Source organism: Pseudomonas viridiflava, from assembly GCF_003702045.1.
Lineage (GTDB): Bacteria > Pseudomonadota > Gammaproteobacteria > Pseudomonadales > Pseudomonadaceae > Aquipseudomonas > Aquipseudomonas viridiflava_C.
In genome coordinates, this window is the sequence record NZ_RBTP01000028.1 from 25210 (window position 1) to 45355 (window position 20146).

At 60.3% G+C, this 20146-nt stretch carries 14 protein-coding genes; 12 read left to right on the top strand and 2 right to left on the bottom strand.

Annotated elements, in window-relative coordinates; all coding sequences use genetic code 11:
• The first annotated feature begins 50 nt into the window (after positions 1-50).
• The 5 genes from ALP40_RS09095 (at position 51) to ALP40_RS09115 (ending at position 6878) form a co-directional block, all read left to right on the top strand.
• The gene (locus ALP40_RS09095; protein WP_122207959.1) at positions 51-581 is read left to right on the top strand and encodes a DUF5943 domain-containing protein; all 531 of its coding nucleotides are present in this window, start codon (positions 51-53) and stop codon (positions 579-581) included.
• A gap of 15 nt (positions 582-596) precedes the next feature.
• Positions 597-2657: a dimethylglycine demethylation protein DgcA gene (gene dgcA, locus ALP40_RS09100; protein ID WP_122207960.1), complete on the top strand. Its 2061-nt coding sequence runs from the start codon at positions 597-599 to the stop codon at positions 2655-2657.
• 240 nt (positions 2658-2897) lie between these two features.
• Positions 2898-4862: a dimethylglycine demethylation protein DgcB gene (dgcB, locus tag ALP40_RS09105; RefSeq protein ID WP_122207961.1), complete on the top strand. Its 1965-nt coding sequence runs from the start codon at positions 2898-2900 to the stop codon at positions 4860-4862.
• Positions 4862-6082 (top strand): electron transfer flavoprotein subunit alpha/FixB family protein, encoded by a 1221-nt coding sequence (locus ALP40_RS09110; RefSeq protein WP_122207962.1) that lies wholly within the window; start codon positions 4862-4864, stop codon positions 6080-6082. Before dgcB ends, ALP40_RS09110 begins: the two co-directional genes overlap by 1 nt.
• On the top strand, positions 6072-6878 hold the full coding sequence (locus ALP40_RS09115; protein WP_122207963.1) for an electron transfer flavoprotein subunit beta: 807 nt from the start codon (positions 6072-6074) through the stop codon (positions 6876-6878). Before ALP40_RS09110 ends, ALP40_RS09115 begins: the two co-directional genes overlap by 11 nt.
• Before the next feature lie 676 nt (positions 6879-7554).
• On the opposite strand, the gene gbcA is transcribed toward ALP40_RS09115, so the two are convergent.
• The gene (gene gbcA / locus ALP40_RS09120; protein ID WP_122207964.1) at positions 7555-8853 is read right to left on the bottom strand and encodes a glycine-betaine demethylase subunit GbcA; all 1299 of its coding nucleotides are present in this window, start codon (positions 8851-8853) and stop codon (positions 7555-7557) included.
• Positions 8854-9164: 311 nt separating this feature from the next.
• On the opposite strand from gbcA, the gene gbcB reads away from it, so the two are divergent.
• Positions 9165-10265, top strand: coding sequence for a glycine-betaine demethylase subunit GbcB (gene gbcB / locus ALP40_RS09125; protein WP_122207965.1), 1101 nt, complete (start codon positions 9165-9167; stop codon positions 10263-10265).
• Positions 10266-10298: 33 nt separating this feature from the next.
• Here gbcB and ALP40_RS09130 read toward each other — a convergent pair whose 3' ends face one another.
• The gene (locus tag ALP40_RS09130) at positions 10299-11339 is read right to left on the bottom strand and encodes a low specificity L-threonine aldolase (RefSeq protein ID WP_122207966.1); all 1041 of its coding nucleotides are present in this window, start codon (positions 11337-11339) and stop codon (positions 10299-10301) included.
• A 98-nt stretch (positions 11340-11437) separates the two neighbouring features.
• Between ALP40_RS09130 and ALP40_RS09135 the strand changes: the two genes are divergently transcribed.
• From ALP40_RS09135 to ALP40_RS09160, 6 genes are all read left to right on the top strand, one after another.
• Positions 11438-12184 carry a TraX family protein gene (locus tag ALP40_RS09135; protein ID WP_122207967.1) on the top strand — a complete coding sequence of 249 codons (747 nt, stop codon included), beginning with the start codon at positions 11438-11440 and terminating at the stop codon, positions 12182-12184.
• A gap of 520 nt (positions 12185-12704) precedes the next feature.
• Positions 12705-13922 carry an alanine transaminase gene (gene alaC / locus ALP40_RS09140; RefSeq protein ID WP_122208030.1) on the top strand — a complete coding sequence of 406 codons (1218 nt, stop codon included), beginning with the start codon at positions 12705-12707 and terminating at the stop codon, positions 13920-13922.
• 352 nt (positions 13923-14274) lie between these two features.
• Positions 14275-15528 (top strand): serine hydroxymethyltransferase, encoded by a 1254-nt coding sequence (gene glyA, locus ALP40_RS09145; RefSeq protein ID WP_122207968.1) that lies wholly within the window; start codon positions 14275-14277, stop codon positions 15526-15528.
• Between the two features lie 17 nt (positions 15529-15545).
• On the top strand, positions 15546-16796 hold the full coding sequence (locus tag ALP40_RS09150) for a sarcosine oxidase subunit beta family protein (protein WP_122207969.1): 1251 nt from the start codon (positions 15546-15548) through the stop codon (positions 16794-16796).
• 14 nt (positions 16797-16810) lie between these two features.
• Entirely contained in the window at positions 16811-17107 is a 297-nt protein-coding gene (locus tag ALP40_RS09155) for a sarcosine oxidase subunit delta (RefSeq protein ID WP_024685489.1), read from the top strand.
• Complete coding sequence (locus tag ALP40_RS09160; RefSeq protein ID WP_122207970.1) at positions 17104-20124, top strand: sarcosine oxidase subunit alpha; 3021 nt, start codon at positions 17104-17106, stop codon at positions 20122-20124. The genes ALP40_RS09155 and ALP40_RS09160 overlap by 4 nt, the downstream gene beginning before the upstream one ends.
• Positions 20125-20146 lie beyond the last annotated feature (22 nt).

Genomic DNA, 20146 nt, shown 5'->3' on the forward strand with positions numbered 1-20146 from the left:
ACCGCCCTGTTGCGGTGGGTGTAACCCGAATCATCTGGAGTTTGTTCCCCATGGCCAAAATCGCCCCGCAACTGCCCATCGAAGTCGACAGCGAAACCGGTGTCTGGACCTCCGACGCACTGCCGATGCTCTACGTGCCTCGCCACTTTTTCGTTAACAACCACATGGGCATCGAAGAAGTGCTGGGTGCCGACGCCTACGCCGAGATTCTCTACAAGGCGGGCTACAAATCGGCCTGGCACTGGTGTGAAAAGGAAGCCGAATGCCACGGCATCGAAGGCGTGGCGGTGTTTGAGCACTACATGAATCGTCTGTCGCAGCGCGGCTGGGGGCTGTTCAAGATCCAGGACATTGACCTCGAAAAAGGCACCGCCAGCGTCAAGCTTGAGCACTCCTGCTTCGTGTATGTCTACGGCAAGGTCGGTCGCAAGGTTGATTACATGTTCACCGGCTGGTTCGCGGGTGCGATGGATCAGGTGCTGGCAGCCAGCGGAAGCTCCATCCGCACAGTGGCCGAGCAGGTCTACGGTGGTTCGGAAGAAGGTCATGACGACGGACTCTTTATCGTCAAGCCGCTGTAAGTCGAGGATCGCGTTATGGCTTTCGAAGCGATGTTCCAGCCGATCCAGATCGGCAAGCTCACCATCCGCAACCGCGTGCTCAGCACGGCGCATGCCGAGGTTTACGCCACCGATGGCGGGATGACCACTGACCGCTACGTGAAGTATTACGAAGAGAAAGCCAAGGGCGGTATCGGTCTGGCGATCTGTGGCGGCTCATCCAGTGTTGCGATCGACAGCCCGCAAAGCTGGTGGAAGTCGGTCAACCTTGCCACTGACCGGATCATCCCGCACTTCCAGAATCTGGCCGACGCCATGCACAAGCACGGCGCCAAGATCATGATTCAGATCACCCACATGGGTCGCCGCTCCCGCTGGGATGGCGATCACTGGCCAACCCTGCTGTCGCCGTCGGGTATCCGCGAGCCGGTACACCGCGCCACCTGCAAGACCATCGAGCCGGAAGAAATCTGGCGCGTGATCGGCAACTACGCCAGCGCCGCCGCACGCGCCAAGGCGGGTGGCCTGGACGGTGTGGAGCTGTCGGCCGTGCATCAGCACATGATCGATCAGTTCTGGAGCCCGCGGGTCAACAAGCGTACGGACGAGTGGGGAGGCAGCTTCGAGAACCGCATGCGCTTCGGTCTGGAAGTGATCAAGGCCGTGCGCAAGGAGGTCGGTCCCGACTTCTGTGTAGGCCTGCGTCTTTGCGGCGACGAGTTTCACCCCGATGGCCTGAGCCACGAGGACATGAAGCAGATCGCCAAGTATTACGACGACACCGGCATGATCGACTTCATCGGTGTCGTGGGGTCGGGGTGTGACACGCACAACACGCTGGCCAACGTGATCCCCAACATGAGCTATCCGCCGGAGCCGTTTCTGCACTTGGCGGCCGGTATCAAGGAAGTGGTCAAGGCGCCTGTGCTGCATGCGCAGAACATCAAGGACCCGAACCAGGCCACGCGGATTCTGGAAGGTGGCTATGTCGACATGGTCGGCATGACGCGCGCGCACATCGCCGATCCGCACCTGATCGCCAAGATCAAGATGGGCCAGATCGACCAGATCAAGCAGTGCGTGGGCGCCAACTACTGCATCGACCGCCAGTATCAAGGGCTGGACGTGCTGTGCATCCAGAACGCTGCCACGTCGCGTGAATACATGGGCGTGCCGCACATCATCGAAAAATCCAGCGGGCCGAAACGCAAGGTGGTGATCGTGGGTGCCGGGCCTGCCGGGATGGAGGCTGCGCGTGTGTCTGCCGAGCGTGGACATGACGTGACGCTGTTCGAGAAAAAGGAGTTCATTGGCGGGCAAATCACCACGGCCTCGAAAGCGCCGCAGCGTGACCAGATTGCCGGTATCACCCGCTGGTTCCAGCTGGAACTGGCGCGGCTGAAAGTCGATCTGCGTCTGGGCACCGCGGCCGATGCAGCCACTATTCTCGACCTGCGCCCCGACATTGTGGTGCTGGCGGTGGGCGGTCATCCGTTTCTGGAACAGAACGAGCATTGGGGCGCAGCCGAAGGGCTGGTGGTCAGCAGTTGGGACGTGCTGGATGGCAAAGTTGCGCCGGGCAAGAACGTGTTGGTCTACGACACGATTTGCGAGTTCACGGGCATGTCCGTCGCGGACTTTCTGGCCGACAAGGGCAGCCAGGTCGAGATCGTGACCGATGACATCAAGCCGGGCGTGGCGATTGGCGGTACGTCGTTTCCGACCTACTACCGCAGCATGTACCCCAAGGAAGTGATCATGACCGGCGACATGATGCTGGAAAAGGTCTATCGCGAAGGCGACAAGCTGGTGGCGGTGCTGGAGAACGAATACACCGGGGCCAAGGAAGAGCGGGTCGTGGATCAGGTGGTGGTGGAGAACGGTGTACGTCCCGACGAGGCGATTTACTACGCGCTCAAGGAAGGCTCGCGTAACAAGGGCCAGATCGACATCGATGCGTTGTTCGCCATCCAGCCGCAGCCTTCGTTGAGTGAGCCGGGCGACGGCTACCTGCTGTTCCGGATCGGCGATTGCGTGGCGCAGCGCAACACCCATGCAGCGATCTATGACGGCCTGCGCCTTTGTAAGGACTTTTAAGAGCTCCCTTCCAATGGGAGATCCCACCAAGTCTTCGACATAGCGCTGTCGCGCAGCAAGCTCCGTGGGAGCGGGGTGGGAGCGGACCGGGCGACGCTCCGGTTGTCCGCGAATGCAGAGTTTCGGCCACTGCATCTGCGTCGGATGTACCGGCCTTTTCGCGGACAAGTCCGCTCCCACGAGTTGAGTTTCTTCAGTGGGTTACAGGTTGTTTGATAAGCGGATCGGAGCAGAGACAACATGCTGAACACACTTCTTCCCATCCTGCTGTTCACTGCGCTTGCACTTGCGGTAGTGGGCGCAATGCGGCGGGTCAACCTGTGGCGCAACGGTCGGGCGTCAAAAGTGGACTGGCTGGGCGGTCTGCTGGCCATGCCCAAGCGTTACATGGTCGATCTGCACCATGTAGTCGCTCGTGACAAATACATCGCCAACACTCATGTGGCCACGGCAGGCGGCGCGGTGGCGTCGATCATTCTGGCGATTCTGGTGCACGGTTTCGGGCTGCATAACCGGCTGCTTGGCTACGCGCTGCTGTTGATGACGGCCGTGATGTTTGTCGGCGCGATCTTCGTTTATCGCCGTCGCCTCAACCCCCCCGCACGCCTGTCCAAAGGGCCGTGGATGCGGTTGCCGAAAAGCCTCATGGCGTTCGCCGCGAGCTTCTTTATCGTGACCCTGCCAGTGGCCGGGATTCTTCCCGAGCACTTTGGTGGCTGGGTGCTGGTCGCCGTTTTGGGACTGGGCGTGCTGTGGGGTGTGAGCGAACTGTTCTTCGGCATGACCTGGGGCGGCCCGATGAAGCATGCCTTCGCCGGAGCGCTGCACCTGGCCTGGCACCGGCGTGCCGAGCGGTTCGGTGGTGGTCGCTCAACCGGCCTAAAACCACTGGATCTGAGCGACTCGAACGCACCGCTTGGTGTTGAAAAGCCCGAAGATTTCACCTGGAACCAACTGCTGGGCTTCGACGCCTGCGTGCAGTGCGGCAAATGCGAAGCCGCGTGCCCGGCGTTTGCCGCAGGTCAGCCGCTCAATCCCAAGAAGTTGATTCAAGACATGGTCGTCGGCCTGGCGGGCGGCACCGATGCGCACTTCGCGGGCAGTCCGTATCCGTCACTGGACGGCAAGGGCAAACCGATTGGCGAGCATGGCGGCAATCCGCATCAGCCCATTGTCAACGGCCTGGTGGATGCCGAGACGCTGTGGTCCTGCACCACCTGCCGTGCCTGCGTCGAGGAGTGCCCGATGATGATCGAGCACGTCGATGCCATTGTCGACATGCGCCGTCATCTGACGCTGGAGAGGGGCGCGACACCGAACAAGGGCGCCGAAGTGCTGGATAACCTGATCGCCACCGACAACCCGGGCGGCTTGGCGCCGGGCGGGCGGATGAACTGGGCGGCGGATCTGAACCTGAATCTGCTGAGCGAAAAGAAAACCGTGGACGTGCTGTTCTGGGTCGGCGACGGCGCGTTCGATATGCGTAATCAGCGCACCTTGCGTGCGTTCGTCAAAGTCCTCAAAGCCGCCGGGGTCGATTTCGCCGTATTGGGGCTGGAAGAACGCGACAGTGGCGACGTGGCGCGTCGTTTGGGGGATGAGGCGACGTTCCAGATGTTGGCCCGACGCAACATCCAGACACTGGCCAAGTACAGCTTCAAGCGCATCGTGACCTGCGATCCGCACAGCTTTCATGTGCTGAAAAACGAATACGGCGCATTCGGTGGCGAGTATCAGGTGCAGCACCACAGCACCTACATGGCCGAACTGATCCAGAACGGATCCGTGAGATTGGGGCAGCACAAAGGCACGAGCGTGACCTATCACGACCCGTGCTACCTGGGCCGCTACAACGGTGAATACGAAGCGCCCCGCGAAGTGCTGCGTGCGCTGGGTATCGAAATCAAGGAAATGCAGCGTTCGGGCTTCCGCTCGCGTTGCTGCGGCGGTGGTGGCGGCGCACCGATTACCGATATCCCCGGCAAGCAGCGTATCCCGGACATGCGCATGGACGACATTCGTGAAACCGGTGCCGAGCTGGTGGCGGTGGGTTGTCCACAGTGCACGGCCATGCTCGAAGGCGTGGTCGAGCCTCGTCCGCTGATCAAGGACATCGCCGAACTGGTGGCTGATGCACTGCTGGAAGGTGAAGTTATCCCCAGCAAGCCCGTCCCGGCAAAACGTGAACCTGCGGAGGTGGATTGATGAGCGACGTTATTCGCCGCGACCCGCGTGCCGAGTGGATTGCCCGTAACCGGCTGCATCCGCTGCATGCGGTGATGCAGCCTGCGCAAGCCAGCTGGATGGGGCCCAACGGTTTGATGCGCAAAAACGTGCATGGTGTGGGCTTTGTTGGCCCTAACGGCCTCAAGCGTATCGACCGCAGTGGCGCGCAGCAGGGCGGCTCGGTCAAGCGTACTGCGGCGGCCGAGGTGCAATTGCCGGTGCATCAGGTGATCGATCCAGCCTTTTACATCTGTGTTGTGCCGGACATGGTCGGCGGCCGCTTGAGCAGTCACGACCGTGACCTGCTGGGTCTGGCCCATCAACTCGCCGGCCCAGGCGGCGCAGTAATGGCCGTGGTGTTCGGCGAGCACAAGGAAACCACATTCGAGACGGCAGGCGTGGACCGTTTGCTGGTTCTGGATGGCGCTCAGTTCAGTGGCTATTCGCCTGAGCAGCGGGTGCAAGGATTGCGCGCTGTGGATAACCAGTTCAATCCGCGCCATTGGTTGCTGCCTGACAGCCGTACCGGGGGTGGAGAACTTGGGCGTCGTTTTGCCGCCAGCCTGGGCGAGCGTCCGGCGACTCGTGTCTGGCAGGTCAAGGATGAGCAATGCATTGGCCGAGCTGGGGCTGGGCGTGAAGACCTGATGCGACCATTGGCGAGGCTGATTCTGGCGGCGGCGGAATGCGCGGAACCGGTGAGCGAAACCCGGCATGAGGCGTCTGTCGTGGAGTTACCCACAAGCGTGCCACGCAGTTTGTCCCGAATTGAAGACCTGGGTGCCGTGACGGTTGATCCCGCCGTTATTCCAATGGCCGAAGCCGAATTCATTTTGTCCGGTGGGAATGGGGTCAAGGACTGGGCGCTTTTTCATCGCACCGCGATGGCCCTGGGAGCGACCGAAGGTGCTTCACGCGTTGCAGTGGACGACGGCTTCATGGGGCGTGAGCGCCAGGTCGGTGCCAGCGGCACCTGGGTGACGGCGCGGGTCTACGTGGCGGTGGGTATTTCAGGCGCCATCCAGCATCTTCAGGGGATCGGCGCTTGCGACAAGGTCGTGGCGATCAACCTCGATCCAGGCTGCGACATGGTCAAGCGTGCGGATGTGTCGGTGATCGGTGAAAGCGCGGCCATTCTTGAGGCGCTGATTGCAGCGGTCGAAACTTGGCGTAATGGGGAGAAGCAGGATGCAGCCTGAACAACGCAAAGTGGCCGTGGATAAGTCCGAAGTGCAGATCATCAGTCTGGTATCCGTTGGCGCTCACCCGACCTCGGGCCGTGCTCGCCGTGCGGAACAGGACGCACGCGCCGTCGAACTGGGGATGCAACTGGTTGGGGGTAACTTGCAGGTGTTGCACGCGGGTGATCCACAGGAGCCAGCGCTGCGCGCCTATCTGGGCATGGGGCTGAGCGAGTTGCAGGTGCTGGAGCAACCGCAAGGCGCCGATGCGCTGGGCGTGCTGACGGATTACATCCGCGACTCCTCCGCTCAGGTGGTGCTGACCGGCAGCCAGGCTGAAACCGGCGAGGGATCAGGCATGTTGCCGTTCCTGCTGGCTGAAAAGCTTGGCTGGCCACTGGTAACCGGCCTTGCCGAGATCGAGTCGCTGGATGACGGCACGGCCCTCGTTCTACAGGCATTGCCGCGCGGCCAGCGTCGTCGACTCAAGGTGCGCCTGCCGTTTCTCGCAACTGTGGATAACGCTGCGCCAAAACCGCGTCAAAGCGCCTATGGCCCCGCGCAACGCGGTGTTCTTGGTGTGGAAGAGGTTGAAGTGGTCAGCGACGAGTTACTCGCAGGCCAGGCACTGCAACCCGCCAAACCCCGTCCCAAACGTCTGAAAGTGATCAAGGCCAAAAGTGGTGCTGATCGTATGAAAGCGGCGACTGCCAAAGCCAGTGGGGGCGGTGGGCAAGTTCTGAAAGGTTTGAGCGCCGAGGATGGCGCAGCGGCCATTTTGAAACTGCTGGTTGAGGAAGGTGTGATTCGTTGAGCTGTCAGACGAACTTACTCACATTCCCTGTGCGCTCGCCTGTGGATAACGTGTTCAAGCCTTGCTGAACCCCTTGCAGAACGTGCTCTGCACGGGGTTGATTAAAAAGTGATCAGCCTAAGTGACGGTTTTCACTGGCTTTTTCGTGTGGATAAAAGGCTGCTATCCCTTCCCGTGTTTCCACAACTGCCCACAATCTCTGTTGGCGTCTCTGTGGACAAGTTGTTCGTGATCCTCTGCAGGCCTTTAAAAACGGGACTTTCATGGATTTGTACAAAAATTGATCAGTTGCGAACTATTCCGTCTCAGAGAGGGCGATAAGTGCTTGAAAGCGGCGATTGACACGGTTTTCCACAGCGGTTCGCTGAAACAACTGTAGTTGTACCCAAACTCTGTTGGCGCTTCTGTGGATAACGTGTTCGTGACCCCCTGAGAGCCAGCAGGAATAAGCCCTGTAGCATTTTGATCAAAAAACGTACAGAAAGGCATCGATAATGCCTTTTTGAATAAGTCACGGTTTTTAATGAAGTTTTGATAAAACAGGGAGGGGATATACACCGCTCTTGTGTATGGATCTGTGGATAAGTTGTGCACAGGTGTAAATCCGCTGTGTCTATACCAGGGCCGCATGAAAAGAGGGAGCATTGGCCCAATGCTCCCGGCAGCAGACGCGGGGTTACTCGTGATTCACCGCCACGCCCTTCAAATAGGCCGCAGGCTCGGCTCCCAGGTTTTCCAGCATTCGCGAGCTGTACCAGTCGACGAAGTTGACCACGCCAAACTCGTAGGTCTTGGAATACGGGCCTGGCTGATAGGCAGTGGAGTTGATGCCGCGCTGATTCTCTTCGGCCAGACGACGGTCCTGATCATTGGTGGCATCCCAGACCTGACGCATGCGTTCTACGTCGTAATCCACGCCTTCGACGGCATCCTTGTGGACGATCCACTTGGTGGTGACCATCGTTTCCTGCGCGCTGATCGGCCACACGGTGAACACGATGATGTGATCGCCCATGCAGTGGTTCCAGGAGTGGGGCAGGTGCAGGATGCGCATCGAACCCAAATCCGGGTTCTGGATGCGGCCCATCAGCTTTTTGCAGCCCACCTTGCCGTCCAGGGTCATCGACACGGTGCCTTTGAGCAGCGGCATGCGCACGATGCGATTGCGCAGGCCGAAGCTGGCGTGGGCGTAAGGAATCTTCTCGGCGTCCCACGCTGCGGCGGAGGAGGCCACATGGTCTTTGAAGGCCTGGTCGGCGCGCGGGTCGGTCACGTCGTCCCATTCAAGAAGCGTCTTGAGCAGTTCCGGGTGTGAAGCGTTGCAGTGGTAGCACTCGCGGTTGTTTTCGAGCACCAGCTTCCAGTTGGCTTTCTCCATCAAGGTGGTTTGCACCGCCACCTTGGTGTTTTCCATGTCGTACGGTTCCATGTAGTGACGCAGCGTAGACAGGAACTCGTCGATGGCTGGCGGGTTCTCCGCCAGGCTGATGAAAATGTAACCGCCAGCGGTTTTGACGTTCACAGGCTTGAGGCCGAACTGCTTCATGTCGAAGTCGTCGCCCATCTCGCTGCCTGCGTATAGCAACCGGCCATCCAGTTCGTAGGTCCACTGGTGATAGTGGCAGACCAGTTTGGCCACTTTGCCTTTCTCGGCGGTACACAGGCGTGAGCCACGGTGGCGACAAACGTTGTGGAACGCGTTGACCACGCCATCCGCTCCACGCACGACCAGGATCGGGTTCTTGCCGATCTGCAGCGTCAGGTAGTTGCCCTTGGCGGGTATTTCACAGGTCATCCCCGCAATCAGCCATTCCTTCTGGAAAATCTCCTGCATGTCGATTTCAAACAGCCGCTCATCACTGTAGAAAGGCTGCGGCAACGAATACGTGCGCTCGCGATTCTGCAGCATCTCGGCAGTGGCTTTGCGTGCAGGTTCCAGCGGGTCGCCCAGGCTCAAGGTTGCGGTGACGTCCATCGTTAAAGTCCCTCATGACCGCGTCTGAAAGGCGGCCTGCGAATGTGGCTGATACGGTTGTTGTCGCGTTGCACGCCGGGCGACGGATCAGTCATCCATGCTTGATTGCCCTTGTGGCGAGTGTGGAGGTGGGCGCTCGGTGAACCTTGTCTATGGGCGACATGGCCGCATCCGTTTCCGACGCGCAAGCCCCTGTAGTCAGGGGCTGGTCGCCGTAAGTACGTGAATGTCGTTGATGGATAAGTGACGGTGCCTTCTGTTAAGCAGAATTCGCTGCACAAGAGGCCGGTAGTCGGCCACGGAGATCCTGTATGTCCCAAAGCTTTCTCAGCCCGGTCACGACCCAGACATGGGCCAACGGGCGTCACCTGGTACGAGTCGTCAAAGTCATCCAGGAAACCTGGGATGTACGCACGTTCTGCTTCATGGCGGATCAGCCAATCCTGTTCTTTTTCAAGCCCGGGCAGTTCGTGACCCTGGAGCTGGAAATCGACGGGGTGCCGATCATGCGCTCCTACACCATTTCCAGTTCGCCCTCGGTGCCCTACAGCTTCTCGATCACCGTCAAGCGCGTGCCGGGCGGCAGGGTTTCCAACTACCTGCACGACACGCTGCACGAGGGGCAGGAGCTGGCAGTGCATGGCCCGGTCGGGCTGTTCAACGCCATCGATTTCCCGAACCCGAAGATTCTTTACCTCAGCGGTGGGGTAGGTATCACACCGGTCATGTCGATGGCGCGCTGGTTCTACGACACCAACGCCAACGTCGACATGGTGTTCGTCCACAGTGCCCGTTCGCCCAAAGACATCATCTATCACCGCGAGCTGGAGCACATGGCGTCGCGGATCGACAACTTCAGTCTCCATCTGGTCTGTGAAAAGCACGGGCTGGGCGAGCCGTGGGCCGGTTATCGCGGTTACCTGAACCAGAAAATGCTCGAGCTGATGGCTCCGGACTTCATGGATCGCGAAGTGTTTTGCTGCGGACCGACGCCTTACATGACCGCCGTGAAACGCCTGCTACAGGAAAACGGCTTCAACATGGCGCAGTACCACGAGGAGTCTTTCGGTGCGACGCCAGCGGAAGCCCGCGCCGATGCGGTCGAACAGGCTGAAATCGCCGCCGATGCCCCGGACATCGATATTGCCGATCTGCATCAGGTGGAATTCACCGACACCGGCAAGAGCATTCGTGTGGGGCCGGGAGAAACCGTCCACGCTGCCGCCGCCAAGCTGGGCCTGATGATCCCCAAAGCCTGCGGCATGGGGATCTGCGGAACCTGCAAGGTGATGAAAATCAGCGGCGAAGTAGAGATGGAGCACAACGGCGGCATCACCGACGACGACGTTGCAGAAGGCTACATCCTGTCTTGCTGCAGCGTGCCGAAAGGGGACGTGCAGATCGAGTATTAAGGTCGGTTTCCGGCCAGGCGGCGGCGATGCAGGTCAGCCCTGCATCACCAGACGGATGTCGGCCGCCAGCTCGCGCACGCGATCTTCCTCGGTGTCCCACGAGCACATGAAGCGTGCGCCACCGTTGCCGATGAAGGTGTAGAAACGCCAGCCTCTGGCCGTCAGTGCGGCAATGGCGGATTCCGACAGTTGCAAGAACACACCGTTGGCCTGAACGGGGAACATCAACTCCACGCCCGGAATGTCCTTAACCAGGTCGGCCAGCATCTGCGCGCAATGGTTGGCGTGGCGGGCGTGTTTGAGCCAGGCGTCGTTTTCAAGCAAGCCGACCCAGGGCGCCGACAGGAAACGCATCTTGGAGGCCAGTTGTCCGGCCTGCTTGCAGCGGTAATCGAAGTCTTCGGCCAGGTCGTGGTTGAAGAACAGAATCGCCTCGCCCACCGCCATGCCGTTCTTGGTGCCGCCGAAACAGAGTACGTCAACGCCCGATTTCCAGGTCAGTTCGGCCGGAGAGCAGTCCAGAAACGCGCAGGCGTTGGAGAATCGTGCGCCATCCATATGCAGGTGCAGGCCCAACTCCTTGCAGGTGGCGCTGATCGCCTTGAGTTCTTCCGGCTGATAGACACCTCCCACCTCCGTGGCTTGGGTGAGGGTCACGACCCGAGGCTTGGGGTAGTGAATGTCCTGACGCTTGAGCGCCACTTCGCGGATCGATTCAGGGGTCAGCTTGCCGCCTGCGCTGCGCGCGGTGAGCAGCTTGGAGCCGTTGGAGAAAAACTCCGGCGCGCCGCATTCGTCGGTTTCGACGTGAGCCGTTTCCGAACAGATGACACTGTGGTAACTCTGGCACAGCGACGACAGCGCCATTGAGTTGGCCGCTGTTCCGTTGAACGCGAAAAACACCTCGCAGTCGGTTTCGAACAGACGGCGGAAATCATCCGACGCTCGCGCAGTCCATTGATCGTCGCCATAGGCACGTTGATGACCCTTGTTCGCCTGTTCCATCGCAGCCCATGCTTCAGGGCAGATACCGGAATAGTTGTCGCTGGCGAACTGTTGGCTTTGGTCTGTCATGGCCGATTCCTTGTGGGCTTATGGTGCGCACTGTACCGAATAATGGGGGTTGCGGTCATGTCTCGACGATGTGACACGCCGATAACTTCAGGAGTGATATGGACCTTTCCAACCCGCCTTTTCTGCCGGGACGCAACAAGGCGCTGGACCTGCTGAAGTGGCTGGCGATGCTGAGCATGGTTCTAGACCATCTGCGCTACGTAGGCTGGTCGGTCAACGAGCTTTATGTGCCCGGCCGTTTTGCCTTTCCCTTTTTCTGTCTGGCCATTGCGGTCAATCTGTCACGGCGCAGTGCAGCGGTAATCGCCCCGCGTGTGCAGTGGCGATACCTCTTGTGGTTGCTGGCATTCGCTGCGCTCTCGGAGATTCCCTATCGCCTGTTCATGGCCGACGCAACGGTGCTCAACGTCATGCCGACCTTGCTACTCGGCTTGCTTATCGCGCAAGGCTGGCAACATCGGACTCCCGTAGCGCGGGTGATGGCGCTTGTGGCGTTGCTGTTGGGGACGATGTTCCAGAAATACCTGATGTTCGGGATTGCCGGGGTGTTGTTGCCGCTGGTGTTCCTGTTGGTGCTTAACCGATCGCTCGGTTACGCGGTTTTTCCTGTACTGTTCTGCGTGGCGGCTAATGCCTGGCCCGAGATGTTTGCCGGTGCAGCGTGGGGTGATCCGATTTCCGTCGGCTCGCTGATCGCCTGTCTGCTGGCGCCGGTGCTGGGCCTTGCGCTGCTGCGCACCAAGCCGCGCTTCAGCGTGATGCCCATGCGGCGCTGGGCTTATGCGATTTACCCGCTGCACTTTCTGGCGTTGCTGGGGTTGCGTGAAGTGTTGCGGGTGGTTTGAAAGTTCGGAATTGCTGCTTGTCTCCGGCGCAGCGCTTTCTCGCAGCAGGCACCGGACGGTGGGAGACGGCTTGTTGGCGAAGTGTTTTCAGTCGACTCGTCAGTGACTGGCCTGACGCAATCGCCGGCAAGCCGCCTCTTATCAAACAACCTGTAACCCACTGAAGAAACTGGATTTTGTGGGAGCGGACTTGTCCGCAAATGCTGTAGTTTAGCCGATGAATATTCGTCGAATGTACAGGCCTTTTCGCGGACAAGTCCGCTCCCTCCAAGTTTGCTGCGCTACATCGCTACATCGCTACGTCGAAGACGTGGTGGCGCCTCCACACTATCCGCATTCGTTTAGAGGGCATGCCTACGCGGAGCGGTGGGCACGATCAATGTAGAGGCAGGCTTGTGTATAACGAGCCGCGTATCGCTATAGACAAAACGCCAGCACTGCATTTATCTTCCGCGGCAGGCCGCCTCATGTGGCCAACGTCGCTCGGACGGTTCCGGGCGCTTACGTCTGCGAGATTCTCATGGCTGACCAAGGTTCGCCGCGCCGCTTTGCGCGCATCGATCGACTCCCTCCTTATGTATTCAACATCACCGCCGAGCTCAAAATGGCAGCCCGTCGTCGTGGTGAAGACATCATCGACCTGAGCATGGGCAACCCCGATGGGGCCACGCCGCCGCACATTGTCGAAAAACTGGTCACTGTCGCCCAACGTGAAGACACTCACGGCTACTCGACTTCGCGTGGCATTCCGCGTCTGCGTCGGGCGATCTCCAACTGGTACAAGAAGCGCTACGAGGTCGATATCGATCCCGAAAGCGAAGCGATTGTCACCATCGGCTCCAAAGAGGGCCTGGCGCACCTGATGCTGGCCACCCTCGATCAGGGCGACACGGTGCTGGTGCCCAACCCCAGCTACCCGATCCACATCTACGGTGCCGTGATTGCCGGTGCCCAGGTGCGCTCGGTGCCGCTGGTGCCAGGGGTGGATTTCTTCGCCGAGCTGGAAAAGGCTATTCGGGGCTCGATTCCCAAGCCGAAGATGATGATCCTGGGCTTTCCGTCTAACCCTACCGCGCAGTGTGTTGAGCTGGATTTCTTCGAGCGCGTAGTGGCACTGGCCAAGCAGTATGACGTACTGGTCGTCCACGACCTGGCTTACGCTGACATCGTCTACGACGGCTGGAAAGCGCCTTCGATCATGCAGGTTCCGGGTGCCAAGGACATCGCGGTGGAGTTCTTCACCTTGTCCAAGAGCTACAACATGGCGGGCTGGAGGATTGGCTTCATGGTGGGCAATCCCGAACTGGTCAATGCGTTGGCGCGCATCAAGAGCTACCACGACTACGGCACCTTCACACCGCTGCAGGTTGCGGCCATCGCCGCACTGGAAGGCGATCAACAATGCGTGCTCGACATCGCCGAACAGTATCGTCAGCGTCGTAATGTGCTGGTCAAAGGCTTGCACGAACTGGGCTGGATGGTCGAGAACCCCAAAGCCTCGATGTACGTATGGGCCAGGATTCCCGAAGCGTACGCGCACCTGGGCTCGCTGGAGTTCGCCAAGAAACTGCTGCTTGAAGCCAAAGTGTGTGTGTCGCCGGGCATTGGTTTCGGTGAGTACGGCGACGATCACGTGCGGTTCGCGCTGATCGAGAATCAGGACCGGATTCGCCAGGCGGTGCGCGGCATTCGCGGCATGTTCCGCGCCGACGGTAAGGTTTCGGGCAAGACGGCCTGATTGCGACATGGCTGGACAAAAATCCCTCGAGTGAACTCGGGGGATTTTTTTTGCCCTGGCGAATTGCCCGTGCCCACACAACTTTTCGTGCGTACGTCGGGACGCGGAGCGTCCTGTAAGGCATTCCCACGCGGCGCGTCACACCGAGGTGGACGTGGAGCGCATCTTCTGAGGCATTTTCACGCGGGGTATGGGAACGACAGACACCTCAAGCCCTGATGTCGTAAACGCACCTTTGCGTGGCGTCCGTAGGCATCTGGGCGGTCTGCGTCGGCCCTACCATCGGTTGCAAGGGGCTGTTCAAAAGCCCTACCGATAAGTCAGGCGTCACGCCGCCGCTGGGAGAACCGCGATGTTCAGCAAGCAAGACCAGATTCAGGGTTATGACGATGCACTGTTGTCGGCGATGAATGCCGAGGAGCAGCGTCAGGAAGACCATATCGAGCTGATCGCCTCGGAGAACTACACCAGCAAGCGCGTGATGCAGGCCCAGGGCAGCGGACTGACCAACAAGTACGCCGAAGGCTATCCGGGCAAGCGTTATTACGGCGGGTGTGAGCACGTCGACAAGGTCGAGCAACTGGCCATCGAGCGCGCCAGGCAGCTGTTCGGTGCCGATTACGCCAACGTACAGCCGCATTCGGGCAGCCAGGCCAACGCCGCTGTCTACCTGGCGCTTTTGCAGGCTGGCGATACCGTGCTGGGCATGAGCCTGGCCCACGGCGGTCACCTGACCCACGGTGCCAAAGTCAGCTTCTCTGGCAAGCTGTACAACGCCGTGCAGTACGGCATCGACACGACCACCGGCCTGATCGACTACGACGAAGTCGAGCGCATCGCCCTGGAAAGCAAGCCGAAGATGATCATTGCCGGTTTCTCGGCGTACTCCAAGACACTGGATTTCCCGCGTTTCCGCGAAATTGCGGACAAGGTGGGCGCCTACCTGTTCGTTGACATGGCCCATGTCGCCGGTCTGGTGGCCGCTGGTCTGTACCCCAACCCGCTGCCTTACGCCGACGTGGTCACCACCACCACCCACAAGACCCTGCGCGGTCCGCGTGGCGGGCTGATTCTGGCCAAGGCCAACGAAGAACTGGAAAAGAAATTCAACTCCGCCGTATTCCCTGGTGGCCAAGGCGGCCCGCTGATGCACGTCATTGCCGCCAAGGCGGTGTGCTTCAAGGAAGCGATGGAGCCAGGCTTCAAAGCCTACCAACAACAAGTGATCGATAACGCCCAGGCGATGGCGCAGGTGTTCATCAATCGCGGTTTCGATGTCGTTTCCGGCGGCACCGACAACCACCTGTTTTTGGTCAGCCTGATTCGTCAGGGCCTGACCGGCAAGGACGCCGATGCCGCCTTGGGTCGTGCGCACATCACCGTCAACAAAAACTCAGTGCCGAACGATCCGCAGTCGCCGTTCGTGACCTCTGGCCTGCGCATCGGCACCCCGGCCGTTACCACGCGCGGCTTCAAGGTGACGCAGTGCGTCGAGCTGGCGGGCTGGATCTGCGACATCCTCGACAACCTTGGCGACGCCGATGTCGAGGCCGACGTTGCAGGTCAGGTCGCCGCGCTGTGCACCGATTTCCCGGTTTATCGCTGAGTCAGGAGTAGCCCTACATGCAGCATTACTCAGGCTTCGGCCTTTTCAAGCACTCCCTCAGCCACCATGAGAACTGGCAGCGCATGTGGCGCACGCCGACCCCGAAGAAGGTCTACGACGTGGTCATCGTCGGTGGCGGCGGGCATGGTCTGGCCACGGCTTACTACCTGGCCAAAGAGCACGGGATCACCAACGTGGCCGTGGTCGAAAAGGGCTGGCTGGGCGGTGGCAATACCGCTCGTAACACCACTATCGTGCGTTCCAACTATCTGTGGGACGAATCAGCTCACCTGTACGAGCACGCGATGAAATTGTGGGAAGGCCTGTCCCAAGACCTGAACTACAACGTCATGTTCTCCCAGCGTGGCGTCTACAACCTGTGCCACACCCTGCAGGACATGCGTGATTCCGAGCGCCGCGTCAGTGCCAACCGGCTAAATGGCGTGGACGGTGAACTGCTCAATGGCAAGCAGGTTGCCGAAGAGATTCCGTATCTGGACTGCTCGAAAAACACTCGCTACCCGATTATTGGCGCAACGGTTCAACGCCGTGGCGGCGTGGCCCGTCACGATGCCGTGGCTTGGGGCTTTGCCCGTGCCGCCGATGCGCTGGGCGTGGACTTGATCCAGCAGACCGAAGTGATCGGTTTTCGCAAGGAAAACGGTGTATGCGTCGGTGTTGAAACCAACAAGGGTTTCATCGGTGCCAAGCGCGTCGGCGTCGTGACGGCAGGCAACTCCGGGCACATGGCCAAACTCGCAGGCTTCCGTCTGCCGATCGAATCCCACCCGCTGCAAGCGCTGGTGTCCGAGCCGATCAAGCCCATCATCGACAGCGTGATTATGTCCAACGCGGTTCACGGTTACATCAGTCAGTCCGACAAGGGCGATCTGGTGATTGGTGCCGGTATCGACAGTTGGGTCGGCTACGGCCAGCGTGGGTCGTACCCGGTGATCGAACACACCATCCAGGCCATCGTCGAGATGTTCCCCGTGTTGTCCCGCGTGCGCATGAACCGTCAGTGGGGCGGCATCGTCGACACCACGCCGGACGCCTGCCCGATCATTTCCAAGACGCCGGTCCCGAATATGTTCTTCAACTGCGGTTGGGGCACGGGCGGCTTCAAGGCGACACCCGGCTCGGGCAACGTGTTTGCCGCAAGCCTGGCCAAAGGCGAAATGCATCCGCTGGCCAAGCCTTTTTCCATCGACCGTTTCCACAACGGTGCCTTGATCGACGAACACGGCGCAGCCGCGGTCGCCCACTAACAGGAGAAACACTCATGCTGCATATCTTCTGTCCTCACTGTGGCGAACTGCGCTCCGAAGAGGAATTCCACGCGTCGGGCCAGGCGCATATTCCGCGTCCGCTGGATCCGGGTGCCTGCACCGACGAGCAGTGGGGCGATTACATGTTCTTTCGCGATAACCCGCGCGGCCTGCACCACGAGCTGTGGATTCACGCAGCAGGGTGCCGTCAGTACTTCAATGCCACGCGCAACACCGTGACCTACGAAATTCTCGAAACCTATCCGATTGGCGCCAAGCCGCAGTTCACGGACAAGGGAGACAAGGTATGAGCCAGAGCAATCGACTGCCCAACGGCGGCCGGATCAACCGTAGCAAGGTGCTGAACTTCACCTTCAACGGTCAGACCTATCAAGGCTTTGAAGGCGACTCCCTGGCGTCCGCGCTGCTGGCCAATGGTGTCGATATCATCGGCCGCAGCTTCAAGTATTCGCGTCCACGCGGCATCTTTGCGGCAGGCTCCGAAGAACCGAACGCCGTGTTGCAGATTGGCGCGACCGAAGCCACGCAGATTCCCAACGTGCGGGCCACTCAGCAAGCCCTGTATTCGGGACTGGTTGCAACCAGCACCAACGGCTGGCCGAGCGTGAACAACGACATGATGGGCATTCTCGGCAAGGTCGGCGGCAAGCTGATGCCGCCGGGTTTCTACTACAAGACGTTCATGTACCCGCAGTCGTTCTGGATGACGTACGAGAAGTACATCCGCAAGGCCGCAGGACTGGGTCGCTCGCCGACCGAGAACGATCCGGACAGCTACGACGCGATGAACCAGCACTGCGACGTGCTGATTGTCGGCGCAGGTCCGGCGGGTCTTGCCGCAGCGCTGGCAGCGGCGCGCAGTGGTGCCCGGGTGATTCTGGCCGATGAACAGGAAGAGTTTGGCGGCAGCCTGCTCGACAGCCGCGAAAGCCTGGACGGTAAGCCAGCCATTGAATGGGTGGCCACGGTCATTGCCGAGCTCAAAAGCCTGCGCAACGTGACCCTGCTGCCTCGCGCCACGGTCAACGGCTATCACGATCACAACTTCCTGACTATTCATGAGCGCCTCACCGATCACCTCGGCGACCGGGCACCCATCGGCATGGTGCGTCAGCGCATGCACCGCGTTCGCGCCAAGCGCGTGGTACTGGCGACCGGCACCCACGAACGCCCACTGGTCTACGGCAACAACGACGTGCCTGGCAATATGCTGGCTGGCGCGGTTTCTACCTACGTGCGTCGTTACGGCGTGGCGCCGGGCAAGAAGCTCGTGCTGTCGACCAACAATGACCATGCCTACCGCGTGGCGCTGGATTGGCTGGATGCCAGCCTGCCGGTGGTAGCGATTGCCGATGCGCGTCACAACCCACGCGGTCCGCTGGTGGAAGAGGCACGTGCCAAAGGCATTCGGATTCTGACCGGCAGCGCCGTGATCGAAGCCCGTGGCACCAAGCGCGTAACGGCTGCGCGGGTTGCGGCGATTGACGTCAAATCACACAGCGTGACCAGTCCGGGCGAATGGCTCGAATGCGACCTGGTGGCCAGCTCCGGCGGCTACAGCCCGATCGTTCACCTGGCGTCGCACTTGGGCGGCAAGCCGGTCTGGCGCGAAGACATCCTCGGTTTCGTACCGGGCGAAGCGCCACAAAAACGTGTCTGCGTCGGCGGCGTAAACGGTGTTTACAGCCTGGCGGACAGCCTGGCCGATGGGTTCGAAGGCGGCGTGCGCGCGGCCAGCGAAGCGGGTTTCAAGTTGGTCGAAGGCGTCATGCCCAAAGCCCTCAGCCGCGCTGAAGAACCGACCCTGGCGTTGTTCCAGGTGCCGCACGAAAAAGGCACTGCACGTGCGCCGAAGCAATTCGTCGATCTGCAGAACGACGTGACCGCAGCGGCCATCGAACTGGCGACCCGCGAAGGCTTCGAGTCGGTCGAGCACGTCAAGCGCTACACCGCGCTGGGCTTCGGCACCGATCAGGGCAAACTGGGCAACGTCAACGGCCTGGCCATCGCGGCGCGCTCGTTGAACGTGTCGATCCCGGAAATGGGCACCACCATGTTCCGTCCCAACTACACGCCGGTGACGTTTGGCGCGATTGCCGGTCGTCACTGTGGCCACGTGTTCGAGCCGGTGCGTTTCACCGCGCTGCATGCCTGGCACGTGCGAAACGGTGCCGAGTTCGAAGACGTCGGTCAGTGGAAGCGTCCGTGGTACTTCCCGAAAAACGGGGAAGATATGCACGCCGCTGTCGCCCGCGAGTGCAAGGCGGTGCGTGCCAGCGTGGGTCTGCTGGACGCCTCGACGCTGGGCAAGATCGACATTCAGGGGCCGGATGCCCGTGAGTTCCTGAACCGCATCTACACCAACGCCTGGACCAAACTGGACGTGGGCAAGGCGCGTTATGGCCTGATGTGCAAGGAAGACGGCATGGTCTTCGATGACGGCGTCACGGCCTGCATCGCGGATAACCATTTCCTGATGACCACCACCACGGGCGGCGCTGCACGCGTTCTGCAATGGCTGGAAATCTATCAGCAGACCGAATGGCCGGACTTGCAGGTGTATTTCACCTCCGTGACCGACCACTGGGCGACCCTGACGCTGTCCGGCCCCAACAGCCGCAAACTGCTCAGCGAAGTCACCGATATCGACCTGGGGCGTGAAGCGTTCCCGTTCATGACCTGGAAAGAAGGGTTGGTTGCGGGTGTTCCGGCTCGTGTGTTCCGTATCTCCTTTACGGGCGAGCTGTCCTACGAGGTCAACATCCAGGCCGACTACGCGATGGGCGTGCTGGAAAAGATTATCGAGGCAGGCAAGCCCTACAACCTGACGCCTTATGGCACCGAAACCATGCACGTACTGCGTGCCGAAAAGGGCTTCATCATCGTCGGTCAGGACACCGATGGTTCGATGACCCCGGACGACCTGAACATGGGGTGGTGTGTCGGCCGTACCAAGCCGTTCTCGTGGATCGGCTGGCGCGGTATGAACCGCGAAGATTGCGTGCGTGAACAGCGCAAGCAACTGGTCGGCCTCAAGCCGGTCGACCCTAACCAATGGCTGCCGGAAGGCGCGCAACTGGTATTCGATACCAAACAGGCCATTCCGATGAGCATGGTAGGCCACGTGACCTCCAGCTATGCGCACAATTCGCTGGGTTATTCGTTTGCGATGGGCGTGGTCAAGGGCGGTTTGAGCCGCATGGGCGAGCGTGTGTTCGCACCGCTGGCCGACGGCACCGTGATCGAGGCCGAGATCGTTTCGTCGGTGTTCTTCGATCCGAAGGGCGAGCAGCAGAATGTGGAGTGACGCTTTTGCTCGGTCCCATGCT

Coding starts and splice junctions, on each gene's coding strand:
- ALP40_RS09130 (WP_122207966.1), bottom strand. CDS start 11,339: ATGACAGACCAAAGCCAACAGTTCGCCAGCGACAACTATTCCGGTATC.
- glyA (WP_122207968.1), top strand. CDS start 14,275: ATGTTCAGCAAGCAAGACCAGATTCAGGGTTATGACGATGCACTGTTG.
- dgcB (WP_122207961.1), top strand. CDS start 2,898: ATGCTGAACACACTTCTTCCCATCCTGCTGTTCACTGCGCTTGCACTT.
- ALP40_RS09115 (WP_122207963.1), top strand. CDS start 6,072: ATGCAGCCTGAACAACGCAAAGTGGCCGTGGATAAGTCCGAAGTGCAG.
- dgcA (WP_122207960.1), top strand. CDS start 597: ATGGCTTTCGAAGCGATGTTCCAGCCGATCCAGATCGGCAAGCTCACC.
- gbcA (WP_122207964.1), bottom strand. CDS start 8,853: ATGGACGTCACCGCAACCTTGAGCCTGGGCGACCCGCTGGAACCTGCA.
- ALP40_RS09095 (WP_122207959.1), top strand. CDS start 51: ATGGCCAAAATCGCCCCGCAACTGCCCATCGAAGTCGACAGCGAAACC.
- gbcB (WP_122207965.1), top strand. CDS start 9,165: ATGTCCCAAAGCTTTCTCAGCCCGGTCACGACCCAGACATGGGCCAAC.
- ALP40_RS09150 (WP_122207969.1), top strand. CDS start 15,546: ATGCAGCATTACTCAGGCTTCGGCCTTTTCAAGCACTCCCTCAGCCAC.
- alaC (WP_122208030.1), top strand. CDS start 12,705: ATGGCTGACCAAGGTTCGCCGCGCCGCTTTGCGCGCATCGATCGACTC.
- ALP40_RS09155 (WP_024685489.1), top strand. CDS start 16,811: ATGCTGCATATCTTCTGTCCTCACTGTGGCGAACTGCGCTCCGAAGAG.
- ALP40_RS09110 (WP_122207962.1), top strand. CDS start 4,862: ATGAGCGACGTTATTCGCCGCGACCCGCGTGCCGAGTGGATTGCCCGT.
- ALP40_RS09135 (WP_122207967.1), top strand. CDS start 11,438: ATGGACCTTTCCAACCCGCCTTTTCTGCCGGGACGCAACAAGGCGCTG.
- ALP40_RS09160 (WP_122207970.1), top strand. CDS start 17,104: ATGAGCCAGAGCAATCGACTGCCCAACGGCGGCCGGATCAACCGTAGC.